The organism is Streptomyces sp. NPDC054887, assembly GCF_053610585.1.
Genome location: NZ_JBSGYQ010000041.1, coordinates 46603 through 71029 on the forward strand (window position 1 = coordinate 46603; position 24427 = coordinate 71029).

31 protein-coding genes are annotated in these 24427 nt (G+C 72.0%); 13 read left to right on the plus strand and 18 right to left on the minus strand.

Going from position 1 to position 24427, the window contains the following annotated elements; translation table 11 throughout:
- Positions 1 to 202 precede the first annotated feature (202 nt).
- From ACWGH0_RS22780 to ACWGH0_RS22800, 5 genes are all read left to right on the plus strand, one after another.
- Positions 203 to 2236: a PE-PGRS family protein gene (locus ACWGH0_RS22780; protein ID WP_453406032.1), complete on the plus strand. Its 2034-nt coding sequence runs from the start codon at positions 203 to 205 to the stop codon at positions 2234 to 2236.
- Positions 2237 to 2354: 118 nt separating this feature from the next.
- Complete coding sequence (locus ACWGH0_RS22785; protein WP_453406033.1) at positions 2355 to 2771, plus strand: SRPBCC family protein; 417 nt, start codon at positions 2355 to 2357, stop codon at positions 2769 to 2771.
- A 219-nt stretch (positions 2772 to 2990) separates the two neighbouring features.
- Entirely contained in the window at positions 2991 to 3329 is a 339-nt protein-coding gene (locus ACWGH0_RS22790) for a MerR family transcriptional regulator (protein WP_453406034.1), read from the plus strand.
- 151 nt (positions 3330 to 3480) lie between these two features.
- Complete coding sequence (locus tag ACWGH0_RS22795) at positions 3481 to 3624, plus strand: hypothetical protein (protein ID WP_453406035.1); 144 nt, start codon at positions 3481 to 3483, stop codon at positions 3622 to 3624.
- 156 nt (positions 3625 to 3780) lie between these two features.
- Positions 3781 to 4677 (plus strand): hypothetical protein, encoded by an 897-nt coding sequence (locus ACWGH0_RS22800; RefSeq protein WP_453406036.1) that lies wholly within the window; start codon positions 3781 to 3783, stop codon positions 4675 to 4677.
- A 20-nt stretch (positions 4678 to 4697) separates the two neighbouring features.
- Here ACWGH0_RS22800 and ACWGH0_RS22805 read toward each other — a convergent pair whose 3' ends face one another.
- The 8 genes from ACWGH0_RS22805 to ACWGH0_RS22840 form a co-directional block, all read right to left on the minus strand.
- Positions 4698 to 5093, minus strand: coding sequence for a hypothetical protein (locus ACWGH0_RS22805; protein ID WP_453406037.1), 396 nt, complete (start codon positions 5091 to 5093; stop codon positions 4698 to 4700).
- On the minus strand, positions 5090 to 5362 hold the full coding sequence (locus tag ACWGH0_RS22810) for a ribbon-helix-helix protein, CopG family (RefSeq protein WP_453406038.1): 273 nt from the start codon (positions 5360 to 5362) through the stop codon (positions 5090 to 5092). The genes ACWGH0_RS22805 and ACWGH0_RS22810 overlap by 4 nt, the downstream gene beginning before the upstream one ends.
- A 111-nt stretch (positions 5363 to 5473) precedes the next feature.
- Positions 5474 to 5875, minus strand: coding sequence for a DUF2267 domain-containing protein (locus tag ACWGH0_RS22815; protein ID WP_453406039.1), 402 nt, complete (start codon positions 5873 to 5875; stop codon positions 5474 to 5476).
- A gap of 202 nt (positions 5876 to 6077) precedes the next feature.
- Positions 6078 to 6473, minus strand: coding sequence for a DUF2267 domain-containing protein (locus ACWGH0_RS22820; RefSeq protein WP_453406040.1), 396 nt, complete (start codon positions 6471 to 6473; stop codon positions 6078 to 6080).
- Positions 6474 to 6575: 102 nt separating this feature from the next.
- Entirely contained in the window at positions 6576 to 7001 is a 426-nt protein-coding gene (locus ACWGH0_RS22825; protein WP_453406041.1) for an Hsp20/alpha crystallin family protein, read from the minus strand.
- 202 nt (positions 7002 to 7203) lie between these two features.
- Positions 7204 to 7662, minus strand: coding sequence for an SRPBCC family protein (locus tag ACWGH0_RS22830; RefSeq protein ID WP_453406042.1), 459 nt, complete (start codon positions 7660 to 7662; stop codon positions 7204 to 7206).
- Positions 7663 to 7745: 83 nt separating this feature from the next.
- Positions 7746 to 8978 carry an FUSC family protein gene (locus tag ACWGH0_RS22835; protein WP_453406043.1) on the minus strand — a complete coding sequence of 411 codons (1233 nt, stop codon included), beginning with the start codon at positions 8976 to 8978 and terminating at the stop codon, positions 7746 to 7748.
- A gap of 100 nt (positions 8979 to 9078) precedes the next feature.
- Positions 9079 to 9582 (minus strand): hypothetical protein, encoded by a 504-nt coding sequence (locus ACWGH0_RS22840; RefSeq protein WP_453406044.1) that lies wholly within the window; start codon positions 9580 to 9582, stop codon positions 9079 to 9081.
- A gap of 222 nt (positions 9583 to 9804) precedes the next feature.
- Here ACWGH0_RS22840 and ACWGH0_RS22845 point away from each other — a divergent pair, with 222 nt between their 5' ends.
- Positions 9805 to 10599 carry a VOC family protein gene (locus ACWGH0_RS22845; RefSeq protein ID WP_453406045.1) on the plus strand — a complete coding sequence of 265 codons (795 nt, stop codon included), beginning with the start codon at positions 9805 to 9807 and terminating at the stop codon, positions 10597 to 10599.
- A 65-nt stretch (positions 10600 to 10664) separates the two neighbouring features.
- Here the strand turns inward: ACWGH0_RS22845 and ACWGH0_RS22850 are convergent, their stop codons facing one another.
- Positions 10665 to 10901 carry a chaplin gene (locus tag ACWGH0_RS22850; RefSeq protein ID WP_453406046.1) on the minus strand — a complete coding sequence of 79 codons (237 nt, stop codon included), beginning with the start codon at positions 10899 to 10901 and terminating at the stop codon, positions 10665 to 10667.
- 191 nt (positions 10902 to 11092) lie between these two features.
- Here ACWGH0_RS22850 and ACWGH0_RS22855 point away from each other — a divergent pair, with 191 nt between their 5' ends.
- Entirely contained in the window at positions 11093 to 11533 is a 441-nt protein-coding gene (locus ACWGH0_RS22855; protein ID WP_453406047.1) for a protein-tyrosine phosphatase family protein, read from the plus strand.
- Between the two features lie 15 nt (positions 11534 to 11548).
- On the opposite strand, the gene ACWGH0_RS22860 is transcribed toward ACWGH0_RS22855, so the two are convergent.
- Positions 11549 to 13327, minus strand: coding sequence for a PP2C family protein-serine/threonine phosphatase (locus ACWGH0_RS22860; protein WP_453406048.1), 1779 nt, complete (start codon positions 13325 to 13327; stop codon positions 11549 to 11551).
- Between the two features lie 294 nt (positions 13328 to 13621).
- On the opposite strand from ACWGH0_RS22860, the gene ACWGH0_RS22865 reads away from it, so the two are divergent.
- From ACWGH0_RS22865 to ACWGH0_RS22875, 3 genes are all read left to right on the plus strand, one after another.
- Positions 13622 to 14041 carry a hypothetical protein gene (locus tag ACWGH0_RS22865; protein ID WP_453406049.1) on the plus strand — a complete coding sequence of 140 codons (420 nt, stop codon included), beginning with the start codon at positions 13622 to 13624 and terminating at the stop codon, positions 14039 to 14041.
- Between the two features lie 440 nt (positions 14042 to 14481).
- Entirely contained in the window at positions 14482 to 15615 is a 1134-nt protein-coding gene (locus ACWGH0_RS22870) for a tetratricopeptide repeat protein (RefSeq protein ID WP_453406050.1), read from the plus strand.
- Positions 15612 to 16670 carry a polyprenyl synthetase family protein gene (locus tag ACWGH0_RS22875; RefSeq protein ID WP_453406051.1) on the plus strand — a complete coding sequence of 353 codons (1059 nt, stop codon included), beginning with the start codon at positions 15612 to 15614 and terminating at the stop codon, positions 16668 to 16670. Before ACWGH0_RS22870 ends, ACWGH0_RS22875 begins: the two co-directional genes overlap by 4 nt.
- Positions 16671 to 16698: 28 nt before the next feature.
- On the opposite strand, the gene ACWGH0_RS22880 is transcribed toward ACWGH0_RS22875, so the two are convergent.
- The gene (locus ACWGH0_RS22880) at positions 16699 to 17277 is read right to left on the minus strand and encodes a TetR/AcrR family transcriptional regulator (protein WP_453406052.1); all 579 of its coding nucleotides are present in this window, start codon (positions 17275 to 17277) and stop codon (positions 16699 to 16701) included.
- A 137-nt stretch (positions 17278 to 17414) separates the two neighbouring features.
- On the opposite strand from ACWGH0_RS22880, the gene ACWGH0_RS22885 reads away from it, so the two are divergent.
- On the plus strand, positions 17415 to 17849 hold the full coding sequence (locus ACWGH0_RS22885) for a nuclear transport factor 2 family protein (RefSeq protein WP_453406053.1): 435 nt from the start codon (positions 17415 to 17417) through the stop codon (positions 17847 to 17849).
- 111 nt (positions 17850 to 17960) lie between these two features.
- On the opposite strand, the gene ACWGH0_RS22890 is transcribed toward ACWGH0_RS22885, so the two are convergent.
- From ACWGH0_RS22890 to ACWGH0_RS22915, 6 genes are all read right to left on the minus strand, one after another.
- Complete coding sequence (locus ACWGH0_RS22890; protein WP_453406054.1) at positions 17961 to 18227, minus strand: DUF4235 domain-containing protein; 267 nt, start codon at positions 18225 to 18227, stop codon at positions 17961 to 17963.
- Complete coding sequence (locus tag ACWGH0_RS22895) at positions 18227 to 18589, minus strand: DUF3618 domain-containing protein (RefSeq protein WP_453406055.1); 363 nt, start codon at positions 18587 to 18589, stop codon at positions 18227 to 18229. The genes ACWGH0_RS22890 and ACWGH0_RS22895 overlap by 1 nt, the downstream gene beginning before the upstream one ends.
- A complete protein-coding gene (locus ACWGH0_RS22900) occupies positions 18586 to 19005 on the minus strand; it encodes a phage holin family protein (RefSeq protein ID WP_453406056.1) in 420 nt (139 codons plus the stop codon). The genes ACWGH0_RS22895 and ACWGH0_RS22900 overlap by 4 nt, the downstream gene beginning before the upstream one ends.
- Before the next feature lie 183 nt (positions 19006 to 19188).
- Positions 19189 to 19800 (minus strand): phosphatase PAP2 family protein, encoded by a 612-nt coding sequence (locus ACWGH0_RS22905; RefSeq protein ID WP_453406057.1) that lies wholly within the window; start codon positions 19798 to 19800, stop codon positions 19189 to 19191.
- Positions 19801 to 19802: 2 nt separating this feature from the next.
- A complete protein-coding gene (locus ACWGH0_RS22910; RefSeq protein WP_453406058.1) occupies positions 19803 to 20882 on the minus strand; it encodes a YihY/virulence factor BrkB family protein in 1080 nt (359 codons plus the stop codon).
- Positions 20883 to 21166: 284 nt separating this feature from the next.
- Positions 21167 to 21811, minus strand: a complete 645-nt coding sequence (locus ACWGH0_RS22915) for a LysE family transporter (RefSeq protein WP_453406059.1) — start codon at positions 21809 to 21811, stop codon at positions 21167 to 21169.
- Positions 21812 to 22182: 371 nt separating this feature from the next.
- On the opposite strand from ACWGH0_RS22915, the gene ACWGH0_RS22920 reads away from it, so the two are divergent.
- A complete protein-coding gene (locus tag ACWGH0_RS22920; RefSeq protein ID WP_453406060.1) occupies positions 22183 to 22944 on the plus strand; it encodes a class I SAM-dependent methyltransferase in 762 nt (253 codons plus the stop codon).
- Positions 22945 to 22982: 38 nt separating this feature from the next.
- On the opposite strand, the gene ACWGH0_RS22925 is transcribed toward ACWGH0_RS22920, so the two are convergent.
- Positions 22983 to 23483: a hypothetical protein gene (locus tag ACWGH0_RS22925; protein ID WP_453406061.1), complete on the minus strand. Its 501-nt coding sequence runs from the start codon at positions 23481 to 23483 to the stop codon at positions 22983 to 22985.
- A gap of 200 nt (positions 23484 to 23683) precedes the next feature.
- On the opposite strand from ACWGH0_RS22925, the gene ACWGH0_RS22930 reads away from it, so the two are divergent.
- Entirely contained in the window at positions 23684 to 24157 is a 474-nt protein-coding gene (locus tag ACWGH0_RS22930; RefSeq protein ID WP_453406062.1) for an SMI1/KNR4 family protein, read from the plus strand.
- Positions 24158 to 24427: the final 270 nt, after the last annotated feature.

Consider the following 24427-nt stretch of genomic DNA (forward strand, 5'->3'; position numbering starts at 1 on the left):
CAAGGGATCGCGCGGGCGGTTGTCTGGGCGTCTCGGCATGCGGATGGGCGACGGCGTCTTTCCGCTCGCCCGCCTGCCGCTCGCCCGCCGCCGGTACGGACCGCCGTACTCGCCGGCGTCGGCACAGCGTGCGAGCCGTACGGACCCACAGCGTCAAAGGGCGGTGGTGGTGGCCCCGTTCGGCGCCAGCCATGATGGGTGCATGACGGGTGGGGGCAGAGAGACGCTGCACGACGTGGTCGACCGCGCCGGGCTGGAGCTGGTGGACTTCGGGGCGGGCGCGGAGGGCGACGTCCTCGCGCCTCGGGCCGCCTGGCGTGCCATGATCGGGCAGGAGGTCGAGCCCACCACCGAGGTCCGCCTCGACCATCCGTCCCTGGCGGCCGAGGTCGACGCCCAGTGGTACCGGCTGGCGACCGAGCACGGGCTCATCGGCCCGGACGGCGCCTTCCTCGTCCAGATCTTCAGCCACGACTACTGGTCGAAGGTGCGCCTCATCGACCGCTGGGACCTCGCGGGCACCACCGGCCACGAATTCGTGACGCTCTCCCTGGACGGAGACACCCTGATCGGCGTGACGGGCGAGGAGTACACGGTCTGGCTGGTCGTCGAGACCGGGGTGCGGGAGCGGCGCGAGGCGGCGGCGCGCGCCCTGGCGCGGGAGACGACGCCCGAGGAGCGCGACGCGGTCTGGGACTCGGTGCCCTTCACAGGGCCGGGCGGCCTGCTACGACCGGTGGCCGGGCGGACCATGAGCCGGATCGGCGGGGCCTGGATCGAAGGGCTCGCCCGCAATCCGGCCGCCCTCACCCTGCCGGTCTTCTCCCGGCTCCTGGCGGTCGAGTCCGGCCTGTTCCGCCACCGCTCCCTCCCGCCGGAGCTGATCGAGCACTGGATCTCCCACCCCGACCGCGAGGTCAGGCGGGACCTGGCACAGCACCGCGATCTCACCCCCGAGCAGCGCGCCCGGCTCATCACCGGGTTCCCGTCGGCGCTGCGCGCACTCCTCGTCGAGCACCGGCGGCCCCTGCCCGCCGCGACCCTGCGCGAACTCGCCGCGGACCCGGCCGCCTCGGTGCGCCGGGCGGTGGCCGCCCGCCACGACCCGGAGGCCGACGTCGCGGCCGTACTGGCACGGGACCCCGCCCCCACCGTACGGAGCGCGGTCTGCGGCCCGCTCTGGCAGCGCCTCACCCCCGGGACACGCGCCCGGCTCCTGGACGACCCGGACACGTCGGTGCGTACGGAGGCGCTGCTCGCCCACCACCGGAGCGTGCCCATGCCGCGCTCCGTCTTCGCCGCCCTGCCGTCGGAGGCGGACCGCGACCGGGCCACCCGGCAGTGCGTCCCCACCCGCGAACTGGCCGAGCACCTCGCCGGGCGCGACCCGGGCGGGACGGCCCGGGCCACGGGCGACCCTTCCAGCGGGCGTGACACGGCGGACCGCCGCGCCGCGCTCGCCGAGAACCCGCACCTCCCGCCGGACCTGGTCCTCGCCCTGGCCGAGGACGCCGACGAGCGCCTGCGCCTGACGCTCTCCACGCACCCGGTCCTCTCCGAGCGGCAGCGCGCCTCGATCCCCGTGGACATCGACCCCGGCGCGATGCTGCACCCCCTGGACTGGGTCCTCGCCGCGGGGGACGACCCGGAACTGCTGCGCCGCTGCGCGTCCTCCGCGCATCTGCTGGTGCGCGGCAGCGTGGCCTGTGTCCCCGGGCTTCCCCCGGACGTGGTCGAACTGCTCGCCCGCGACGAGCACCGGGTCGTACGGATCTTCCTGAACGAGAACGCGGACGACGCGCCGGGCCCCATGCTCCTGGAGCTCTTCCGGGAGTGGGCCGGCAGCCTCAGCGGGCGCAGCCCCTTCGACCACCCCAACTTCCCGCGCCGGGACCTGCTGCGCTTCGCGGACGACCCGCACCCGAGGATGCGTCAGGCGGCCCTGCGGGACCCGGAGGCGACGTCGGAGCTGGTGGAACGGCACAGCAGGGACCCGCACCCCGAGGTCAGGCTGCGCGCCCTTCGGGATCCCCGGCTTTCGCCCGCCTCGGTGATCAGGCTGCTCGACGACTCCAGTAGCGCCGTCCGGTCCTTCGCGGCACGCGACCCCCGGCTCCCCGCCCGGGTGATCACACGCCTGCTGCACGACTGCGGGACCGCCGGGGACGCCGCGGCCAACCCGGCGATTCCCGAGGCCGTGATGCACCGGCTGATCGGCGCGGCGACCGGCCGGTGATCTCCGGGCCGTGGCGGTCTCCTGCGAACGGGTGGTTGTTCGGCCGGCGTACGGCTTCGTGTCCGGCTCGCCGGGCAAGCGTGCGTCGTACGGTTCCGGGCCGAGGAATGGTGTGGTGATGACCGAATACGAGCGTTCTCGCACAATGCCCGCACTGCCGGAGCATGTCTTCGACCAGGCGGCCAACGTCGACCAGTTGGACCAGTGGATGCCGACGGCACTCCATGTGCGGGCCGGGGAGCTGCCGGCCGTCACCGTCCACGAGGACCGCACGGACAAGGACACCTCGGCGCTGCTGCGGGCCCAGAAGGACCAGATGCGGCTGGAGTGGGGCACCAGGGACCAGGGCAGCTACACCGGATGGCTCCAGGTGGCCGGTCTCGGCAGCGGCGCCACCGAGGTGACCGTGCACCTGTCCTTCTTCGACCAGGACCACGACCCGGGCGAGGAGGCCGTGCACGCCGCGCTCGACGACAGCCTGGAGCGACTGGAACGACAGGTGCGGCTGCGCGTCGACGGCGGGGGCGCCGGCTGATCCCGCGCGCGGCACGCCCGAAAATCTGTTGCGGCTGCGGTAGACATCCACGCACCGCGCGGCTAAGGTTCCTGGCGTAGCCAACGAAGTCAGCGAGAAGTTCAGCGAATCGGAAGCAGCAGCCGGTGCAGTTGGAGCCGGCGGATCGTGTTGTACCCCCTCGGGGCCCCGGTGCCATACGGCGCCGGGGCCCCTCGACGCGTCCCAGAAGAGGTGCAAATGACGCAAGAAACCCATCCGCACGCCACCAGAAGACCCACCACCGACCGGCTCGACGACGACGACTACCCCGCGTACACCATGGGCCGCGCCGCCGAGATGATCGGCGCCACGCCCGGTTTCCTGCGGGCCATCGGCGAGGCACGGCTCATCACGCCGCTGCGGTCCGACGGCGGCCACCGCCGCTACTCCCGCTACCAGTTGCGCATCGCGGCCCGCGCACGCGAACTCGTCGACAGCGGTACGCCGATCGAGGCGGCCTGCCGCATCGTCATCCTGGAAGACCAGCTCGAAGAAGCCCTGCGTCTCAACGAGGAACTGCGCAAGCCCACCGTGTGAAGCCGTCCGCCGCCACGATCAGCACGCGCAAGGCCCGGGGCGGGCCCGCCGGATCGCAGGAAAGGCGCTCACCGCCGAAAATGGCGTAGGCAGGGCCGTGCCCCGTTCACGGCGGCCGGCCGTCCACGGCTTCCAGCAGTGAGGACACACGATGAGCGAGCAGTCCCCTTCCCAGGCAGAGGGCGAGCGCGAGGGCGAGACGCACGAGGACTCACGGCAGACGACGCCGTCCCAGGCGGAGGGAGAGCGGGACGACAACGACGAGCAGGGCGCACAGGAGCCCGGCCCGAAGTAGTCGTCCCGCCCGCCCGACCCGGCCCGCGGCAGGCGTCCCGCGCGCCCGCTCCGGCCCCGCGGGCACGCCGGCCGCAGCCCGGAGGCCGCCCGGCCTTCCCGCCGGGCGCCGACCGGTGCCGGGCGCCGGCGGGACGAGGGACGAGGGAGAAGAGCCGTGGACCTGGAGAGCGTCACCGCCGAGCTGTACGGGCTGCCCCCGTCCGACTTCACCGCCACCAGGAACCAGCGTGTGGCGGCGGCCCGTACGGCGGGCGACCGTGAGCTGGCGCGGGACATCCAGGCGCTGCGCCGCCCGACGCTGTCCGCGTGGGCGAGCAACCTGCTCGTACGCCGTCTGCCCGAGCAGGTGCAGCCCCTGATCAGCCTCGGCGAAGGCATGCGCCAGGCCCACCGGGACCTCGACGGCGAGCAGTTGCGGGAGCTGGGGCGCCGGCAGCACGACCTGGTCGGCGCACTGGCCCGGCAGGCGACGGCGCTGGCCGCCGAGGCCGGGCAGCCGGTCGGGGACGACGTACGGCACGAGGTCGAGACCACACTGCACGCCGTCCTCGCCGACCCCGAGGCCGCGCGGGAGTGGGCCGCGGGCTGCCTGACCAGGCCCCTCAGCCCGCCGGTCGGCTTCGCCGCCGTCACGACCGCGGAAACCGCGGAAACGGTGGCGCGCAGGGCTTCCCGTCCCGCTTCCCGGCCCGCTGCCGCCGACGGCGGGCGGAAGAAGGAGGCGGAACGGGAGAAGAAGGAGGCTGAGCGGGCGAGGAAGGCGCGGGAGGAGGCTCGGGCGCGGAGCGTCCGGGCCGAGAAGGACGCGAACGCCGCGCGGGAGCGGGCCGGGCAGCGGGAGGACGAACTCGCCCGGGCGGAGGGCCGGCTGCGGGAGGCGGCGGACGAGGAGGCCGAGCTGGCCGAGCGGCTGCGGGCGGCGAAGGAGCGGCACCGCGCCGCCCGTGAGGAGGTCGGGGAGGCGCGCGGCCGTGCCCGGGAGGCCGCCGCCGAGGCCCGCGCGGCCCGCCGCCGCGCCGAGGAGGCGGCGGCGCGCGCGGAGGATGCCTGACGGCCGGGGCGATCGGCCCGCTACGGCAGGTCGACCGTCTCGATGCCCGGGTTCATCTTGTGCAGCTCGGCCGGACGGTCGGTGATGACCGGCCAGCCCGGTCGCCGCAGGGCCAGGTGGCCGGTGTGGGCGGTGGCCAGGTCGACCTGGGCCATCGTGGCGAGTTCGGCGACCGCCAGGGCGGCCGGGCGGTCGAGACTGTGGAACTCGAAGACCGGCGCGGCGAGGGCGGTGTCGACCTGTTCCCGCCGGCGGGGTGAGATGTCGTGGCCGATCAGGCCGGCGGCCAGAGCCGTGGTGGGTACGTACAGGACCTGGATCTGCTCGACCGAGACGACCACCCGGGCCACCATGAAGGGGCGGCCGAGAACGAGTTGCCTTATCGCGCCGGCGTCGAGGATGTACCCGCCGATCACGCGGCAGCGCCCCCTGCGTCGTCTCCCCGCCGGTCGGAGGCGCGCGCCCATTCCACCGCCGCGGCCCACTCCTCGACGCCGGCCCGTTCGACCTCCGCGGCCCAGCCCTCGATGATGCGCTGGGCGCGCTCCTCGCGGCCGAGGCGCTCCTCGACCGCCTCGGTCACGTACGCCGACACGGACTCGATGCGCTTCTCCTTGGCGAGCCTGCGCAGCGCGGCCGCGCTCTCCGCCGGGATCGTGATCGTCACGCGCTCCTTGTCCGCCATACGGCTAGCGTACGACCGTATGCACCGAAGCGCAGCGGACGCGGCGAAGAGGCATGCGGAAGGGGGAACGCCCAGTGGGCGTTCCCCCTGTGCGGCAGGCGGCGGACCGGCTCAGGCGGCTGCCGGGGACAGCTCCGCCCGGCCGAAGAGGAGGGCGTAGCCCCTGGGCAGGCCGGCGGTGATGCGGCGGGTGAGGTCGTCGCCCACGCAGTCGGCCACCACGCCGAGCACGGAACTCACTCCCCAGCGCGCGGCCGGGTGCGTGAGCCCGCCGAGTCTGGCGGCGACGGCTTCGACGAACTCCGGTGCGGTCAGGGCCCGGGCGGCGGGGGTCTGACGGGCGAGGATGACGGCCGCCTCCACAGGCAGCAGGCGCACCAGTTCGCGGCGCTCTTCACCACTGGTATGTGTGCCCAGCACAGTCAGTACGGTGCGCAGGACGCGCTCCGCCTCGGCGTCGGTGGCGTACTGCCCTGAGGCGCGGACCTGCTGTACGAGTTCGTTCCACCGCATCACTGTGGCTACCTGCCTCTCTGCTGTTTTCCTGTTGTCCGGACATGTCCGGTGTGTTTCTTGATGACGCTTGTACTGCATGTGTTACTTGTGCGGGGTTTTGCGTGATGTCCAGAATCAGCATGCCCCCTCTTCGGGGAGGCAGCACCTTATGCGCGGGCCCGCGCGGTCGCCGTGCCGACTCCGCCGAACGCCCCACAGCTCACGTCGTCTGGGGGCGGCCGAAGAGGACGTCGTAGCCGGGGGGCAGCTGGAGCAGGACCCGACGCATCAGCTCGTCGTCGGCCGCGTCGGCGACGACGCTGAGGACGGCGCTGACGTCCCACTTCGCCGTCTCCTCCGTGGCACCCTCGATCCACGCGGCCGTCGCCCGTACGAACCTCTGCGGCCCGAGCGGCTCGGCGGCCGGCAGCGGATTGAGCAACAGGAGCGCACAGCCTTCCGGAAGCCGGGCGGCCAGTTCGGACCGCTCGGAGCCCACCACATGCGCGCCGAGGAGGGCGATCACCACGCGTGTCGCCCGTTCGGCTTCCTGCCGTGAGGGGTACTGGCCCCGTTCCTGCACGGCGGACAGGAACGCGTCCCACATCATCACCATGCCGTCGGCCCTCCTCGTACGTGCTCGTGATCGCGGTGCAACGCCCGCCCACAACGGGCTGTGGGGGCGGGACCGGGTCCGCGGGTCCCGCCCCCGGCGGAGTCAGCCGTTGATCTGCTTGGGGCCGCTGCCCCCGGAGATCGAGATCTTGCGCGGCTTGGCCTGTTCCGCGACGGGAATGGTCAGGCGCAGCACTCCGGCGTCGTACGACGCGTCGATCCGCTCGGTGTCCAGCGTCTCGCCGAGGAAGAGCTGGCGGCTGAAGGAACCCGTCGGCCGTTCCGCGATCAGGACCTCCGCGTCCTCTCCCGCGCGGGAGCGGCGCTCGGCCTTCACGGTCAGCACGTTCCGCTCGACGTCCAGGTCGATCGTCTCGGGGTCCACGCCCGGCAGATCCAGTTCGACGACGAACGTCTCGTCCTCACGGAACGCGTCCATCGGCATGGCGGCCGGCCTCGCGTTCGTGCCCATCAGCTGCTGGGTGAGGCGGTCGAGCTCACGGAAGGGGTCGGTACGCATGAGCATCATCGGTCACTCCTTTCCCGGATACGGGATGCACATGGCGACACCACCTATATAGCTCGCAGCAGCAAAGTTGACAAGCCCCCGCTCAATCCGAGTTCTCGTCGTGTCGGCGGACCTCCTGACAGCGGCGACGGCCCTGACGCCGGGCCGGGCGTCAGAGCCGTCGATGTGCTGCCGGTACGGTCACCGGCCCGCCGGTGCGAGGTCAGCCGGGCTTGATGCGACCGCGCCAGGAGCCCGACTCGCCGCCGCGGTGCTCGATGAACTCCTTGAAGCGCCGCATGTCGCCCTTCACACGCCGGTCGATCATGCCGGACATGTCCGCGGCCTTCTCCGCCGCGCCGCTCGCGTCGATGTCCATCACGAGCTCCACGCGGGTGTGCGTTTCGTCGACCCGCTGGAACCTGACCATGCCCTTCTGGTGCGTGTCACCACTGGTGGTACGCCAGGTGATCCGCTCGTCGGGGAGCTGGTCGACGATCTCCGTGTCGAACTCCCGCTTGATCCCGCCGATCTTCGTGGTCCAGTGGTTGTGGCGGTCGTCGATCTGCCTGACCTCCTCAACCCCCTCCATGAAGTTCGGGAACTCCTCGAACTGCGTCCACTGGTTGTAGGCGGTGCGGACGGGGACCTCGACCTCTACCGTCTCCTTCACCGTGCTCATCTGCGCCTCCTTCGGGTGACGCACGGCAGCGTGCCTGCCGCGCGGATCTCGGCACGAGCACCGGGTACCCGATCACGACGGCCCTAGTCGAGGGCTTCCTCGGGTTCCTCGTCGGAACGGCCGGCGCGCAGCCTGCTCCGGAGCTTGGCCACCACGGGGAACTTCTCCCGCTGTTCCCGGGACTGCCGGTCGAGCTCCTCCACCAGCCGCATGGAACGTTTCTCCACGTCCAGCTCGTCCAGGATCCGGTCGATCTCGGCCAGCAGGGCGCCGTGCAGCTGCCACTGGCGCGGGTGTTCCTGTACGCCGTCGAGCAGCAGGTGCGCCACGATCTCGCGGCTCGCGCGGCTGGCGGCCAGCTCCCTGAGGAGCCGGTCCTCGGCCTCCTCGGCGTTGACGCTCACCTGCGTGGTGATCAGGACGGCGAAGCTCTCGACGGCGCGGGCCATGTGGACGAACAGCTCCGCGAGGGCGGTGGCGATCCGCTCCGGGAACAGCGGCTCCTCCGTCCGCTCCTTGGCGAGGTCGGTCAGCGTGCGGCACGCCGTGCGGAGCACCACGGCGGAGATCTCCAGGGTGTCGAGGCCGGTGCGCAGGACGACCCGGAACAGCAGCCCTTCCTTGACCCTGGGGTTCAGCCGGAGACTGTCCTCGGCCTGCCGCAGGGAGGCGTCGACCTGGACGATGTCGTGGTCGAGCCGGCGCGCGTCGTGCAGCGTCTCCGCGGCCTCTGCCACGGTCGTGTGGCCGCACACCTCCTCACCGAGGCGCATCAGCAGGTCCCGCATCCGGCCGGCGAGGCCCTCGATGGCGGCGCTGGCGGGCTGCACCCACACCGGGGGCGCGAACAGGACGTTGAAGAGCAGCCCCACGACCGCCCCGATCAGGGTCTCCAGCACCCGGTCCCAGGCCGTCGCGGCCACCCGTGTCACACCGAGCACCAGCATGGCGCTGATCGCCACCTCGGGCACGAACTCGCCGGCTTTCACGAAGCGGCCGATGATCAGTGAGGCGAGGATGATCAGTCCCAGGCTCCACCAGGTCAGTCCCACCAGCGAACTGAAGCCGATGGCGATGACCACGCCCGCCACCACCGAGTTCATGCGCCGCATGCTGGTGGTGAGCGTCGCGTACAGGGTGACCTGGACGACGAGCAGCGCCGTCAGGGGCGCGGTCAGCGGCGCCGGCTCGCTGCTCAGCATCAGGGCGACGACGTAGGAAACCACGGCGGCGACGGTGGATCTGACGGTCTGTACGACCACGGGTTCCTTGTGCCGCCGGACGAGATTCAGCAGAGGGTCGGTAACTTCAGGCACTTCAAGCTCCTTCCCTCTCTCGCGTCACTCAGGCACCATCCGCCGCCCCTCACCCGGCCACCCGCTCCGGCGACGGAGCGGGCGGCCGGCGTACGGTCCGTCAGTCGTCGAGGGTGACGCGCAGCTTGGCGTAGTCGCCGTAGAAGACGGCCTCGACCTGGCCCTCGGCGTCCTCGTACTTGCCGGTGCCGCCGGTGATCGCCGCGTCTCCGCCGTACGGGCCCGGGCCCTGGTGGTCCACGGTGCCGCTGACGGTGATGCTGCCGCCGTCGGTGCGCATGACGCCCTGGCACTGCGCGACGACGCTGTGGGGCGTCACCTCGACGGCGCTGCAGTGGGAGGTGGCGTCACCGATCTTCTTGCCCGGCTTGCCCTTCTTGATGTCGTACAGGTAGGCGTACGACGTCCAGTCGGACCCCTTGTGGAGCTTGCGCGGCATGCTGTCCGAGTGCTTGTGCGCCAGCCAGTTGAGCACCTTCGCCTTGGACTCGGCCTTCGACGCCGGGGCTGCCTGGGCGGTGAGGGAGAAGGCGCCCGTGGCGGTCACCGCCAGGGCGGCGGTGGTCACGGCGGCGGACAGCTGTCGGGCACGGAAACGGAGCATGGAACCTCCAGTGGATGAGTGAGGGTTGCCCGGCCCTGGGCTACGGGCGTAAGCGCGAGCCCACCTCAACGCACGCGAGGGCCCCGAGGTGATCGCCACGGGCGGGGAGTCACCCGCCTGGTTGCGCGGTGTCACCCCTTCGGCCCGCTCCCGGCACCGCACGCCAAATGACTGGATACCGTTGCTCAACGGATAAATTATCGAGCAGGAGAGAGCGAAACGATGGCCGCACAAGCAGAGGGCGTTCCGTGCTGGGCCGACGCGATGTTCACCGACGTGGAAGGCGCCAAGGCGTTCTACGGCGACGTACTGGGCTGGACCTTCGGTGAGAGCTCGACGGAGTACGGCAACTACACCCAGGCCTACTCCGACGGCAGGGCGGTGGCCGCCGTCGTCCCGCCGATGCCGGGCCAGGACAGCCAGTCGGCGTGGTGTCTGTACCTGGCGTCGCCGGACGTCACCGCCACCGCCCGGAAGATCACCGACAACGGCGGCGAGGTGCTGATGGAGCCGATGCAGGTGGGCGACTTCGGTTCCATGCTGATCGCGAAGGACCCGGCCGGCGCGGTGTTCGGCGTCTGGCAGGCCGGGCGGCACGAGGGGTTCGAGAAGCTGGGGGAGCCCGGCGCGTACGCCTGGGCGGAGGTCTTCACGCGCGCGCCGGAGAAGACGGACGCGTTCTTCCCCGCCGTCTTCCCGTACACCGTGCAGCGCGTGGAGGAGGAGGCGATGGACTTCAAGATCTTCAACGTGGACGGCAACCCCGTGCTGGGGCGGATGAAGATGACGGACGAGTTCCCGCCCGAGATCCCGTCGTACGTCCAGGTGTACTTCACCGTCGAGGACTGCGACGCGGCGGTGTCGAAGGCGACGGAGCGCGGGGGCACGCTGCACTTCGGGCCGATGGACAGCCCGTTCGGCCGCTTCGCGGCGCTGATGGACCCGCAGGGGGCGGCGTTCGCCGTGATCGACCTGAAGACGACGCAGGGCGAGATGCCGAAGATGTCGGCCGCCTGAGGCGGCCGGGCGCGCGGGCCGCAGGGGGTGACGCGTCCCCGCGGCCCGCGGCGCGCTGGCAGCGGCTACTTGTTGACGCAGTGGTTGCCGGAGGCCGGGTTGAGGAGGCCGATGATGTTGACGGTGTTGCCGCACACGTTGATCGGAGCGTGGATCGGGACCTGGACGAGGTTGCCTGAGAGCAGACCGGGCGAGTGCTTCGCCTTGCCCTCGGCGTAGGCGTCGGCGTTGGCGGAGCCTGCGCCGGCGAGGACTGCGGCAGCGGCCAGGGCGGTGGCGGCGAACGCGGTGCGGATACGCATGTTGCTCTCCTAGAGGAAGATCTGACGCGCTGGTGCGCGCCCGCTGCATGGGTGCCCCCTGACGTCGGACCAGCTTCGCGGTGCCACTCGGACGGACGCGGATGTTCACACACATGCGCGCGGTTGTGCGTGCCGCGGGGACCGCCGTTCCCCCCTCCCCCGCCGCCGGCCGCCGCTCGTAGAGTGGGCGCATGAGCGAGAGCTGGGACCCGTCGGGCGCCGGTGTCATGCGGCTTCCCTCGGGGCTGTTCGTGCGCGGCCGTGGCCTGCGCCGGCCGCTGCCCGCCGGGCCGGCGCCGTCGTTCGCCGTCCACCTGCTGGGCACGGAACCTCCGCCGGTCGCATGGGAGGCCCGCTGGCTGCGGTGGCCGGACTTCCGTCTGCCGAGCGACTGCCGGCAGGCCCGTGACGTACTGCGCGAAGCGCTCGGACGGACTGCCCACGAGCGGGTGGAGGTGGCTTGCGGCGGCGGTCGCGGACGTACGGGTACGGCGCTCGCCTGCCTGGCCGTGCTCGACGGGGTGCCGCCTGAGGAGGCCGTGGCGTACACCCGGCGCCACTACCACCCGCGCGCCGTGGAGACTCCCTGGCAGAAGCGCTTCGTACTGCGCTTCGGCGACGGCGGTCGGTGACCCGGCGGCGGCCGGTCACTCCACCTGGATGGCGAGCAGGCAGGCGTCGTCGTCGTGGGCCGCGCGCGCGTAGTCGGCGATGACCCGGTCGAGGGTTTGCCGGAGCGGGAGTCCCGCGTGGCCGGACAGACTCCGGCCGAGGCTGCCGATGCCCACGCCGATGTCCTCGCCCCGGCGTTCGACCACGCCGTCGGTGTAGAGGAGCAGCAGGTCGCCGCCGCGCAGCGGGACCTCCGCGGTCTCGTACGCGTAACCGGGCATCGTGCCGAGCAGCGGGCCGAGGTGGTCCGTCGGCAGCGCGGACACCTCCCGCCCGCGTCGCAGCAGCGGCGGCGGATGACCCGCGCACGCCCAGCGCAGGACACGGTCGTGGTCGATGTGTCCGGCGATCATGGTCGCGGTCATCGCCGAGGAGTCGCTGCACACCAGCTCGTTCAGCCAGGTCGTCATCTCGCCCGCCGGGGCCCCGGTCTGGGCGAGCCCGGCGAGGGCGTGGCGCTGCTGGGCCATCCGGGCCACGGCGTCCAGACCGTGGCCGACGGCGTCTCCGATGGCGACGAGCACGCGCCCGTCGGGCAGCCGCCTGCACTTGTACCAGTCGCCCCCGACGGCGGCGTCGGGCTCGGCCGGCAGGTAGGCGGCGGCCACGGTGAGTCCCAGCTCCGCGAGTTCCGCGGAGTGCGTCGGCAGGAGGGCCTCGCGCATGACGGACGCGATGTGCCGCTCCGCCTCGGCCTGCTGACGCAGCCGTTCCGTTTCGCGCTGGGTCTCCGCCAGGCGGCGCCGGCTGCGCATCTGGGGGGTGAGGTCGCGCGCCACGAGGTGCACGGCCCAGGGGCGGCCGTCGATCCCGGCGACGGGTCTGCCGAGGAGGTCCAGGGTCCGTACTTCGCCGAGGACCCGGAAGCGGATGCGCGTCCAGGCCGGCTCCTCACCGGCGAGGACGGCGGTGATCAGCTCGGCGAGGGCCGCCACCTCGCCGGGGAGGACCGCGTCGCACAGTTCGGTCAGGGACCACGGCATCCTCGTGTCGGTGCGGAAGATCCGGTGCAGCCCCTCCGACCAGCTGACGTGCCCGGACAGCAGGTCCCAGTGGCCCCATCCCATCGACGCGATGTGCTGGGCGTCGAGGGTCAGGATCTCCGACTCGCTGCGCGCCGGGACCCAGGTGGTCAGCAGGTGGTCGCCGCAGGAGGCGGCGTAGTACAGGAGCGGGGCCCGGCGCAGCCGGCCGTGCCGCTCCTCCGTGTAGTCCACGGTCAGCCCGTTGAGCGCGCGGCCGGACTTGAAGACCGCGGCCAGGGCGGACAGCAGCCCGCTCGCCGCGGCTCCGGGACGGGCCTCCAGGAACCGCTGCCCCACCTGGGTGTCCGGCGCTTCGAGCCATTCCGACGAGCGGACGTGGTTGCCGGCCCGGATGACGAAGTCGGTGATCTCGCCGCTTTCGTCGAACACGGGGTCCAGCAGCGCCGCCGAGACGGGGATGGCCGACATGCTGGAGCACAGGCACGCCCACGGGTCCTGGCCCGGCGTACCGTCCTGACAGTTCTCGCCGGAAGTGTTCGCCCCGGCCGCCGGGGAACCGCCTTCCGTGCCGGGTCTTCCGGAGGTGAAGGTGTCCAGGGACCGGCTGCTCAGGGGCGACGCGTGGCTGATGGAGTTCGCGAGCGGCAGGCGTTCCTCCGCCTTGCGCCGTACGTCGGCGCGCAGTGCGGCGACCTCGGCATCAATGAGCGCCTTGAGGCCGTCGACGTCGTGCGGAAGATCCGGCAGGCCGGGCAGGGAGAAACTCACGGGGCCGTCACCGCCTTGCCGTCCACGACTTCACGGTGACGTCCTCCCGGATGCGCGTGTCAAGATCCGTTCCCGTCGATCGTAGGTTCCGCCTCCGGCACGCGCGAACGCTCACGGCCCGACGGGGCGGCACGGCGGCGACGGCCGTGTTGGTGACGAAGGCCCCGGCCGTGCGGGACCTTGGTCCCGTGTCGGGCGCTTTCGGGGCGGACACACCCATTTCACGACGACGAGGACCCGTTCCCGCGCCGGGTGGTCCGCAGCCGCCGCGGGAACTGCCACGGAAGGAAGACGATGCGCTGGATCGCGCTGGCCCGAGCCCGGCTGAAGCGGGCGACCGATGCCGTGCTGCCACCCCGCCCCACCCCGCCCGAACCGGCCTCGGACGCTTTGCTCGTACGGGCGCCCACCGGCGGCGACTGCTGGACCTGCGTCGAGCGACGGCAGATCAGCTGGCGGATCACCGGCGGCCTGGGTTACCCGTGCTGCGTGCTGCTGGAGCGCAGGACCGACGAGGGGACGTGGCGCGAGGCGGCGGTGCTGGCCTCGCAGGTGGACCCGCGCGCGTTGCGCGCCTCGGTGGTGGTGCCGGAGCTGCCCGAGGGGCCGTACCGCGTGCGCATCACGTCGCCCGAGCTGCCGCACGGCGCCTGCAGCCCGCCGCTGACCATCAGCCGGGGCGGCACCGTCCACGTACCCGCGCGCCCGGTGTGAAGGGCCGGGCACCCGCGCGTCCGTCCCGGTGCCGCCGCGCCGGCGAGCGGTGGCACGGACGCACCTGAGCGAATGACACGGAGGCGCGTCGGGTGGACCGGTTGAGCGGCCGGCCCACCTGACGGGGCCTCCCACTCCGCGTGCGCTTCCCGTGCGCCGAAGCGCCCGGGCGACCGCCGGTCGGCGGTCGGCGGTCGGCGGTCGGCGGTCGGCGGTCGGCGGTCGCGGGGAAAACTTTTTTGTACGCGGGCAACCCTCCGTGCGCGGCAGCCGTCTTGATCCACAACAGGACGGCCCGCCGCGAAACAGCCGGCGGCCGAAGGACCCCCACGGCACACGAGTGGCCGAAGGCCGACCGGCTATACGCACCATGTATACGCGGCATGTATACACAGAGCGCATAGTCGCCCGCCGCCTCCGGCCGCGCACGGAAGGCACCCATGCACAGCAAAGCGTTCGCGCCCGAGTACCAAGGCGCCCTCACCGCACTGTCGGTGAACTCCTCCCTCACGGACGTACTGGAGCAGGCCACCCGGCACCTGCGGTCGGCCGAGACGGCCGGTGCGCAGCGGGAGGCGGCACGTTACGGGCTCGCGGTGGCCGAGGCGCACCGCAGGCTGGGTGACGTCGAGGCGGCCGACCGGGCGTGGAAGGCCAGTTACCGCGCCGCGCGGTCGGCGGGCGACCTGGCGGCGATGGCCTGGGCGCTGTGGAGCGGCGGGACGCTGGCACGGCAGCGGGGCGCTCTGCCGCTGGCGTTCCGGCTGCTGCGGCTGGCCGCCGAGCTGGGCAAGCGGGGCGGGGACGTCGTCGCCCGCGGGTACTCTCTGGCGGGCCTGGCGGAGACGGGACGCATCCAGGGCGACTACCGGGCCGTCGCGGTCCTGCACGAGCAACTGCTCGCCGAGGCGCGGCAGCGCGGCGAGGCGCGTCACACCGTGTGGGCGCTGGAGGGCATCGCGCAGATACACCGCAACACCGGTTCGTACGACACGGCGCTGGCGATGTTCGAGGAAGCGGCCCAGATTGCCGGGAACGCCGACGACCGGCGCGGCAGGGCATGGGCCCTGCGCGGCATGGCCGACATCGTCTCTCTGCGGGACGAGCCGGAGCGCGCCCTCGTCCTGCTCAGCGAGGCCGAAGGCATGTGCCGCGAGATGAACCTGTCCAGCGCGCTGGCCTACAACCACAAGATGCGCGCCAACGTGCTCTACCGTGCCCGCCGTTACGAGGAGGCCCGCCAGGTGTACGAGCAGGCGCTCGGGGAGTTCCGGGCCATGAGCGAGCCGCGCGGCGAGGCGCTGGCGCGTCTCGGGCTGACCAAGGCACGCGCCCGTCTGGGCCGGGGCCACGACGAGACCGCGGGCGAGCTGGCCGAGCTGGGCCGTACGCTCGACCGGATCGGCCTGCGCCACGCGCGGGACATGGTCGACAAGGCCCACGCGGAACTCGGCGTACCGCCCCTCACCGACGCGGCGGACGACGCCGGCGTACGCTCCCGCGCCGACGCGGCGGACGACATCGACGCACTCGCGCTCACCGCCGCGGCGGACGACGAAGGCGGCCGGCGGTGACGCCGCCGGTGGCGGCCCGGGCGAATGCGCCGCAGATCCTCGACCGATGCCGTGAACTCGTGCGGCCCGCCCTCGTACAGGCGGTGGGGCGGCTGCATCCGTGGCCGGCCGAGATGGCCGCCTTCTCGCTCGGCTGGAGCGAGGTGGGCGGACGGCCGGTGCCGGGTCCCGCCGGCTCGCACGGCAAGGGCGTACGCCAGGCCCTCACCGTCCTCGGCGCGGAGGCCGCCGGCGGGTCCGGCGCGGACGCCGTCGTCGGCGCGGTCGCCGTCGAGCTGGTCCACACGTTCTCGCTCCTGCACGACGACATCATGGACGGCGACGAGACCCGGCGGCAGCGCGCGAGTGTGTGGAAGGCGTACGGCACGGGGCCGGCGGTGCTCGCGGGAGACGCGTTGTTCGCGCTGGCCGTCGAGACCCTGGCCGGCTCGGGCAGCGTCCACGGCGGGGCAGCGGTGCGGCACCTGGCGGGGACGCTCACCGACCTGGTGCGCGGGCAGGCGGAGGACCTGCTGTTCGAAGCGCGGCCGTGGACGGGCCCGGACGCCGTGTCACCGCGGGAGTACCGGGCCATGGCGGGTGACAAGACGGGCGCGCTGCTCGGCTGCGCCGCGGGGGTGGGCGCCGTACTGGCGGGAGCGCCGCAGTCCACGGTCGACGCCCTCGCCCGCGCCGGGCGGCATCTGGGGGTGGCTTTCCAGGCCGTGGACGACGTGCTGGGGATCTGGGGCGATCCGCGGGTCACGGGGAAACCGGTGCACAGCGATCTGCGCCGGAGGAAGAAGACGTACCCGGTGCTCGCGGCGGTGTCGGCCCACTGCCCGGCCGCGCGGCGACTGGCGGACCTCCTCTCGTCGGACGGCCCGCTCGACGACACGGGGGCCCGCACGGCCGCTCGACTGGTGGAGGAGGCGGGTGGCCGCGCCGCGACGCTGGCCGAGGCGCGTCACCACCTGGACAGCGCCCGTGGCTGCCTGGCGAGCGTCCCGTTGACGCCGGCGGCGGTCGGCGACATCCTCGCGCTCCTGCCGTTCCTCGTCGACCGCAGGATGTGACAGCGCCACGAGAACGCGGCCGGTGGGCTCAAGCCGGGCTCGGCGCGCGGCTGCCGGAGTCCTGCGCCAGCAGCGCGCGGGCCGCCTCCTTGGCGTCGTCCGCCGCGGCGCCGTCCCCGGAGACGGCGGCCGCGGTGATCGCGCCCTCCACCAGCAGGAGGAGCGAGCGGCTCAGCCTGGCGGAGCGGCCCGCTTCGGCGACCAGGCCCGCGAGGAAGTCCTTCAGGGCGTCGACGTGGTCCCGGGCGGCCGCCGCGACGGCGTTCGACGTGGCGCCCATCTCCCCGAAGGAGTTGACGAAGGCGCAGCCACGGAAGCCGGGTTCGTCGAACCATTCCCGCAGCCAGTCGAAGACCGCCAGAATCCGCTCCTCGCCGGGACGCCGGGACTCCACGTGGTGCGCGAGGGAAGCCCGCCAGCGCACGTCGCGCCTGCGGAGGTACGCCTCCACCAAGTGGTCCTTCGAGGGGAAGAGCTGGTACACGCGCTTGAGGGACGCCCCCGACGCGTCGCGGATCTCCGCCATGCCGACGGCCTGGAGGCCGCGCCCGTAGAAGAGGGTCTCGGCGGCGTCGAGGATGCGGGTCTCTTGGGCCGCGGTTTCCATGTCCACTTCTCCTTGCCAGAGAATCGCTGTTCTCCTAGGCTAGCGCAGGCGAGGGAGAATGATCGTTCTCCCGCATTCGAAGGGTGAGAGCCATGTCCGGGAAAGCCGTGTCCAGAGATGCCTTGGCCGGGAATGCCTTGTCCGGGAAGGCAGTGCCCGGTCCGAGGCCGCCGTTCCCGCCCTTCACTGCCGAGACCGCCCGCCTGAAGGTGCGGGCGGCCGAGGACGCGTGGAACAGCCGGGACCCGGAGCGGGTGGCGCTCGCCTACACCGAGGACTCGGAATGGCGAAACCGCGACACGTTCCTGCGCGGGCGCGCGGAGATCGTGGGTTTCCTGCGCGACAAGTGGCGGCGCGAGCTGGACTACCGCCTGCGCAAGGAACTGTGGGCCTTCACCGGCGACCGGATCGCGGTCCGCTTCGAGTACGAGTGGCACGACGCGGCCGGTCGGTGGTTCCGCAGCTACGGCAACGAGAACTGGGAGTTCGAGGCGAACGGCCTGATGCGGCGTCGCTACGCCTCGATCAACGACCTTCCCATCACTGCCGACGAGCGACGCGTCGCACTCTGAGCACCGGCGGCCCCACGAGCACTCCGCGCGCCCCGTCGGCGTACGGACGGCCCGTCGGTGTACGGACGGTCCGCCGGTGTACGGACGGTCCGCCGACTTACGGACGGTCCGTCAGCCGGGCCAGGTCCCGGTCAGGCGGCGAATGGTGGTGGCACCGCTGCGGTCCACCGCCGCCTTGACGGCGGCGAAGATCGCGCCCTGCACGGCCGCCGCGATCAGCACCTCCCGCCAGCCGCGCTCCTCGTCGGTGGCGTCGGGGGCGTCCTCGTCGTGGCCGATGACCTTCCACACCTGCTTGAACAACGCACCGGCCAGGGCGCCGCTCAGGGCTCCCAGCGCCATGCCGACCGGCTTGTAGGCGACCTTCGACGCCTTCATCAGCACCTCCCACTGCGTCGGGCGGCGACGACGACCACGGCGATCGCCACCGCGACACCGGCGATCAGGAACACATTGCGGTTGGTGTGCGAGCCCGCGTGCGCGCCCGGTTCCGCGTCCCGGTTGTGCATCTTGCGCCCCAGCACGTGGGCCGTTCCCGACAGTTGCTGGTTGGCGGACGCGGCCTTGTCCTGCACCATCCCCTTGACCTTCGCGGCCTTCTGCTGCGCCTGCGCCTTCACGTCGGCCTTGGCGGCCAGCGCCTCGACCGTCCGGCCGAGCTCCGCGCGGGTCCGCTCCACCTGGGCCCGCAGCTCGGCGGGGTCCGGCGAGGAACCGTCGCCGTTTGCCTTGTTCGTCATCGCCGCGCCCTCTCCTTGATCTCGGCCACGTCGGCCTTGACACTGCTGATGGCCTGTTGGGGGGCGGCCGGCGTGGCACGACTGACCTGCTTCTTGCCCATGAGGGCGAGCACGGCCGCCAGCACGAGGAGGACTCCCGTGACGACCAGCGCGGCCAGCCACAGCGGCCAGACGAGGTCCAGGGCCACGATCGCGGTGGCCACCACGGCCTGGAACGCGACGAAGCCGACCACACCGGCTCCGCCCAGCAGGCCGCCGCCGAGCCCGAACCGTTTCCCCTTCTGCTGCATCTCGGCCTGCGCCAGGCGCAGCTCCTGCCGCATCAGCTGGGAGATCTGTTCCGACGCGTGCTTGACCAGGTCGCCCACCGACTCCTCGGTGTCCCTGCGGGGCGATTGGCCCACTGACGTGCTCATCCTCGTGACCTGCCTTTCCTTGCCGCATCTCGGCCGGCGCCGCGGGTGGCGTCGGCGCCGGCCTGCTCGCTGGTGGCTGTCGTTCCAAGTCGTAGCCGCTCCTTCGGGTGCCCGCCAGCCGACACCCCACGCGCGGGAAACGGACAGATCCACCGGATGACCGATGCGCCCGTACGCCACGCGCTAGAGCAGCAGGCGCAGCAACAGGCGCGGGACGTGACGCACCAGCAGGGCGCTTCCCACACCGATGGCCGCACCCGCGGCGACGTCACTGGGGTAGTGCGCTCCCGCCTGGACGCGCTGTACGGCGACCATCGCGGTGGGCACCGCGGCCGCCGCCCCGATCCACGGCGACGTGAAGGACACCGCGACGGTGAAGCCGACGGCGGCGGCGGTGTGTCCGGAGGGGAAGGACGAGCTGTCCGGACGTTCTTCGGCGCCGTCGTGCGGAATGATGTCCGCCGGTGGTCTGCGCCGCTCGTACAACTGCTTGCACACCGCGTTCGCGATGAGCTGCGCGGAGAGCATGCTGGCCACTCCCCCGGCCGCCGCCCTGCGTTCCGGCGCGCCGCCCAGGGCCGCCATGGCCAGGGCGGCGCCCCACCAGAGTTTGGTCCGCTCGGCCGCCGACTCCACCGCCGGCAGCACGCGCCGGGCCAGCGGCGAATCCCAGGAGGCGGCCCGGTGGGTGAGCCGGCGGTCGAGGCGGCGAAGGTCGTGCAGGAGATGCGTCACGGTCTCCTTCGACCGGGTGACGCCGACCCCGTCGACACGGCTGCCCAGGTGCTCCGGCACAGTCAGTCGCTGCCCATCCGCTTGCGGTCCTCATCGGTCCACTTGCTCGTGTCGCGCGGTTCGACGTACGGCTCCTCGTCGCTGGGGTGCCCGCCGACGATGGCTCGTTCGCGGGTCATCTCCGCGTCGAACTCCAGGCCCAGCAGGATCGCCAGGTTCGTGATCCACAGCCAGACGAGGAAGATGATCACACCGGCCAGGGCGCCGTACGTCTTGTTGTACGAGCCGAAGTTCGCCACGTAGAGCGCGAATCCGGCGGAGGCGACCATCCAGATCACCAGGGCCAGGAAGCTGCCGGGGGTGACCCACTTGAAGCCTCGGCCCCGCGCGTTCGGCGCAGCCCAGTACAGCAGCGCGATCATGATCGTGACCAGCACGACGAGCACCGGCCATTTCGCGATCGACCAGACGTTCAGCGCGGTGTCGCCGATCCCGAGGGTCTTGCCCAACTGGCGGGCGAGGTTGCCGGAGAACACCACGATCAGCGCGCTGACACAGGCCAGGATCATCAGCGCCAGGGTCAGCAGCAGGCGCAGCGGCGTGATCTTCCAGACGGACCGGCCTTCGGGGATGTCGTAGACGGCGTTCGAGGTGCGGATGAACGCGGCCACATAGCCGGACGCCGACCAGAGCGCGCCGACGAGACCGACGATCGCGATGACCGATCCGGTACCGCTGCCGCTGGCCTGCAACTGCTCGACCGCTCCGGTGATGACCGTGCGCGCGGAGCCGGGCGTCAGCTTCGCGATGTTGTCCAGCACGGTCTTGGTCGCCTCCTGCCCCGCGATGCCCAGGATCGACACCAGCACCAGCAGGGCGGGGAAAAGCGCGAGGATGCCGTAGTACGTGAGCGCGGCGGCCCGGTCGGTGAGTTCGTCGTCCTTGAACTCCGCCATCGTGCGCTTGAGCACCGCGCCCCACGACTTCTTGCCCAGCTCGGTGGGCTTGTCGGGCGCGTTCCGTTCCACCTGGGGGTCGGGGCCCGCGCGACGGCCGGACTCCGCGTCGGGACCGGGGTCCGGAGAGCGGTGCTCGCGGCCGGGCTCGTCGTCTCCGTGCTCTTGCTGCCACTTCGATGCCATGACCTACGAGTAACCGCAAAGCCCGGGCTCCGCACGTTGAGCGGGCCCGGATTCCCGGTGTGCGGGTCGGGACGCTTGGTCCGTCCGGGTGATGCGCGGGCGGGGGGCGGGGCGGGGGTGGCGGGTCGGTGCCGGGGGCGGGGCGGTGCTCGGTGTCGGGTCGCCGGCTCGGGGTTCGCCGGCTCGGGCTCGGGGTTCTCCGGCCGGGGCTCGGCGGCGGTCGCTTGCTCGGGCTCGGGGGCGGGGCACTTGCTCGCGTCGGCGTCCGTTGCCGGGGCGGGTGGTCAGGTCGGAGCGAATGTGCCGTGTGTGAGCAGGTAGAGCGCGAAGGCGATGATCAGTGCGCTCGACGCCATTGCGGTGACGAGCCGCCCGCGACTGCCGGTGAGCGCCCGGCCGAGCAGGGCCCCGCCGCCGGCAAGGAGCAGCTGCCAGCTGGCGGACGCCACGAATGCGGCGACTACGAACACGGCCTGCTCGGCGTAGTCCGGCGGGTTCGCGCTTTGGCTGCCGAGCACGAGCGCCGCGAAATAGATGACGGTGGTGGGGTTCATCAGAGTCATCCCCAGCAGCCCGAGATAGGCCCGTGCGGCACCGACCTGTCCGTCGTCGTCCCGGGTCGCCGTCCGGCGCTCGCGGTATCGCCCGAGTTCCCTGACGCCGCCGCGAACCGCCAGTGCGACCAGTACGCATGCCGAGACCCAGCGCAGCGGGACCACTACCGGCTGGATGACGGGGCTGAGGGTGGATCCGCCGACGGCGGCGATCAGCGCGTACAGACCGTCGGCGGTCGCCACGCCGAGCGCGGCGCAGGCACCGATCCGCAGAGACGTACGAGCCGTGAGCGACACCAGATACGCGGCGACCGCCCCCACCGGCATGGCGATGCCATAACCGGCGAGGAGCCCCGCGACCAGGGCGGCGATCATGACCGGACGAGAGCCGGCCCTCGCGTTCGGCCGGCCTGCTGCTGACCCCGCAGCACAGAGGAGGCGGGGGTCAGCGGCGACGAGGCGGCGGTCGTGGTGTCCATGGGCAGATCCTGTGGGGGCGTGGCAATCCGGTCAACAGAATTTCGCGGAGCTCGTCGCGGTGTGGGGGCCGCTCAACGCGGGCCGCCCCGCGATGCGACCGGCTCGTGCCGATGCGGCGAAGCACGGCATGGGCGCCGTCGTCCCCCTCGGATGCCTCCCGGGTGCCTTTCAGGTACCTCTCACGTGCCTCTCAGGTGCCTCCCAGTAGGGCGAACGCGTCGCAAATCGCTTTGACTTCGTTCACGGGCTGAGGCAATCATCCGGGTATGTCACGCACCTTTGACGAACTCGTGTCCGAGGCGGAAGCCGTTTCGGTGGAGGGCTGGGACTTCTCCTGGCTCGACGGCCGGGCCACGGAAGAGCGGCCCTCTTGGGGGTATCAGCGGACGATGAGCGAGCACCTGGCCCGCGCGTCCGCGGCGCTCGACATCCAGACCGGCGGCGGGGAAGTCCTCGCCGGCGCTCCGAAGCTGCCGCCGACGATGGTGGCCACGGAGTCCTGGCCGCCCAACGTCGCCAAGGCGACGCGGCTGCTGCACCCGCTGGGTGCTGTCGTGGTCGCGGATGCGGACGAACCTCCGTTGCCGTTCGCGGACGGCGCCTTCGATCTGGTGACCAGCCGTCACCCCGCGACGGTGTGGTGGGAGGAGATCGCCCGTGTGCTCCAGCGCGGTGGCACGTACCTCTCCCAGCACGTCGGCCACTCCAGCGTCTTCGAACTCGTCGAGTACTTCCTCGGTCCGCAGCCCGAGGAAGTGCGCCGCGCACGCCACCCCGACGACGAGCGCCGGGACGCGGAGGCCGCAGGCCTGGAGGTGGTCGACCTGCGCTTCGAGCGGTTGCGCGTCGAGTTCTTCGACATCGGCGCGGTGATCTACTTCCTGCGGAAGGTGATCTGGATGGTGCCCGGCTTCACCGTCGATCAGTACCGCGACCGGCTCCGGGAACTGCACGCGAAGATCCTGGCCGAAGGGCCGTTCGTGGCACACTCGACCCGCTTCCTGATCGAGGCGCGCAGGCCGGACTGAGCGGAGCCGCCGGGGCGAATCGGGGGCGGACGAGCCGCCTACCCGGCGAACACTCCCGCGCCGTAGAGGTAGAGGGCGACGACGCCTGCCACGCAGACCAGGACCACGAAGGAGCCGAAACTCGTGTGTCTCCCCCGTCGCCGGGGGGCACGCGACCTCCGGAACCGACCGCGCCTACCGGAGCTCCCCGGGCAACCGGAGCCTCCCGACTTCCGGGAGCGGCCCTGGCCCGGCGCCCGCGAAGTGGTGTCGACGGCGGCTTCCGCGAGGAGGCGGCGGCAGGTGGCGGCCAGTTCGCCGGCACCGGCGGCCAGCGGAACTACCGCCTCCGAACGGGCGGGGGCCGTCGTACCGCCGTCGAGGATGCGCCCGGCGCGGACGAGGATCTCTCCCCGGCCGCCGGCCGGCGCGAGGCTGATCCAGCGCTGCACGTGCTCGCCCCTGATGACCACGCCTCCCGCGCGGTCCCGGTACACCGTGTGCTCACGCCACAGCACGTCGGCCAACTCACTCGCGGTGTCCCGCAGTTGCCCACTCATGCTTCCCCCCACGCCGTACGGCCCGTCGACAAGCAACGCACTCTAGCGGCAGGTACACACCAACTGCGCCGGGGGGTCTCGCCGGTGGCCGGGCGGCTGGTTCGCCGGGTTGGAGGTTCGTGCCAGCGTCGGCCCCTTTCCCGCGAGAAGCATGATCGCGTAGGTTGTGGCTTTTCGAAGATGTACGTGCAGGAGTGGAAGTGGGCGGGACCCCTGGAATAACGGCGCTCGCGCAGGTCGTGTCGACGACGCACGGCGTGGATGAGCGGATCGACTGGGGTGAGCTCGAAGACACCGGGGGGACCCGGTTTCCTGCCGACTATGTCGCCTTCATGGAGGTATACGGGGCAGGACAGCTCAGTGAGGCGATCGGCATACTGCTGCCGGTTCCGCGGCCCGACGCCTACGCAGACGGGTCCGGGCTGAAGGACGAGACGGCGAACGCCCGTGGCACCTGGGAGATGTACGGCGGCAGGGCGGCCCTCGATGTGGACCCGGACTCCATCCTGGCTTGGGGCGTCACCAGTGGCGCAGACATCTATTGTTGGTTGACCACGGGCGAGGACCCCGACCTGTGGCCCGTGCTCGTATGCGGGCGGCACACGAATCCTCACTTCCAGGTCCACCCCTTCGGAATGGCGGAGTTCCTGGAGCAGCCGCTCCGGGGCGGCTAAGGGGACGCCTGGACCGGGCTCGGGCGGGCGCACGATCTGCTCAGCCGCTGCCCTTCCTGGTCGGTCAGCCCCGCACACGGACAGGCTCAGCCACCGCACTTCCAGCGGTCGGATCGGACGTCACCACACATCCAACCGCCACGACCACCAACCCGGCGAACCTATGCGGTCACAGCACTAGTGTCATGCGCCTGAAATCCAAGGGCTAAGTATCTGTGTGTTTCTCGTTGGCTGGTGGAGTGACCTTGGTGAGGTAGTCGGCGAGGGACT

Excerpts from the sequence above, each read along its gene's own strand:
- ACWGH0_RS22855 (WP_453406047.1), top strand. The coding sequence starts at position 11,093 with ATGAGCGAGAGCTGGGACCCGTCGGGCGCCGGTGTCATGCGGCTTCCC.
- ACWGH0_RS22850 (WP_453406046.1), bottom strand. The coding sequence starts at position 10,901 with ATGCGTATCCGCACCGCGTTCGCCGCCACCGCCCTGGCCGCTGCCGCA.
- ACWGH0_RS22880 (WP_453406052.1), bottom strand. The coding sequence starts at position 17,277 with ATGGAAACCGCGGCCCAAGAGACCCGCATCCTCGACGCCGCCGAGACC.
- ACWGH0_RS22780 (WP_453406032.1), top strand. The coding sequence starts at position 203 with ATGACGGGTGGGGGCAGAGAGACGCTGCACGACGTGGTCGACCGCGCC.
- ACWGH0_RS22890 (WP_453406054.1), bottom strand. The coding sequence starts at position 18,227 with ATGAAGGCGTCGAAGGTCGCCTACAAGCCGGTCGGCATGGCGCTGGGA.
- ACWGH0_RS22830 (WP_453406042.1), bottom strand. The coding sequence starts at position 7,662 with ATGAGCACGGTGAAGGAGACGGTAGAGGTCGAGGTCCCCGTCCGCACC.
- ACWGH0_RS22815 (WP_453406039.1), bottom strand. The coding sequence starts at position 5,875 with ATGCGGTGGAACGAACTCGTACAGCAGGTCCGCGCCTCAGGGCAGTAC.
- ACWGH0_RS22895 (WP_453406055.1), bottom strand. The coding sequence starts at position 18,589 with ATGACGAACAAGGCAAACGGCGACGGTTCCTCGCCGGACCCCGCCGAG.
- ACWGH0_RS22810 (WP_453406038.1), bottom strand. The coding sequence starts at position 5,362 with ATGGCGGACAAGGAGCGCGTGACGATCACGATCCCGGCGGAGAGCGCG.
- ACWGH0_RS22840 (WP_453406044.1), bottom strand. The coding sequence starts at position 9,582 with ATGCTCCGTTTCCGTGCCCGACAGCTGTCCGCCGCCGTGACCACCGCC.
- ACWGH0_RS22795 (WP_453406035.1), top strand. The coding sequence starts at position 3,481 with ATGAGCGAGCAGTCCCCTTCCCAGGCAGAGGGCGAGCGCGAGGGCGAG.
- ACWGH0_RS22820 (WP_453406040.1), bottom strand. The coding sequence starts at position 6,473 with ATGGTGATGATGTGGGACGCGTTCCTGTCCGCCGTGCAGGAACGGGGC.
- ACWGH0_RS22870 (WP_453406050.1), top strand. The coding sequence starts at position 14,482 with ATGCACAGCAAAGCGTTCGCGCCCGAGTACCAAGGCGCCCTCACCGCA.
- ACWGH0_RS22845 (WP_453406045.1), top strand. The coding sequence starts at position 9,805 with ATGGCCGCACAAGCAGAGGGCGTTCCGTGCTGGGCCGACGCGATGTTC.
- ACWGH0_RS22925 (WP_453406061.1), bottom strand. The coding sequence starts at position 23,483 with ATGAGTGGGCAACTGCGGGACACCGCGAGTGAGTTGGCCGACGTGCTG.
- ACWGH0_RS22900 (WP_453406056.1), bottom strand. The coding sequence starts at position 19,005 with ATGAGCACGTCAGTGGGCCAATCGCCCCGCAGGGACACCGAGGAGTCG.
- ACWGH0_RS22825 (WP_453406041.1), bottom strand. The coding sequence starts at position 7,001 with ATGATGCTCATGCGTACCGACCCCTTCCGTGAGCTCGACCGCCTCACC.
- ACWGH0_RS22920 (WP_453406060.1), top strand. The coding sequence starts at position 22,183 with ATGTCACGCACCTTTGACGAACTCGTGTCCGAGGCGGAAGCCGTTTCG.
- ACWGH0_RS22915 (WP_453406059.1), bottom strand. The coding sequence starts at position 21,811 with ATGATCGCCGCCCTGGTCGCGGGGCTCCTCGCCGGTTATGGCATCGCC.
- ACWGH0_RS22790 (WP_453406034.1), top strand. The coding sequence starts at position 2,991 with ATGACGCAAGAAACCCATCCGCACGCCACCAGAAGACCCACCACCGAC.
- ACWGH0_RS22865 (WP_453406049.1), top strand. The coding sequence starts at position 13,622 with ATGCGCTGGATCGCGCTGGCCCGAGCCCGGCTGAAGCGGGCGACCGAT.
- ACWGH0_RS22785 (WP_453406033.1), top strand. The coding sequence starts at position 2,355 with ATGACCGAATACGAGCGTTCTCGCACAATGCCCGCACTGCCGGAGCAT.
- ACWGH0_RS22910 (WP_453406058.1), bottom strand. The coding sequence starts at position 20,882 with ATGGCATCGAAGTGGCAGCAAGAGCACGGAGACGACGAGCCCGGCCGC.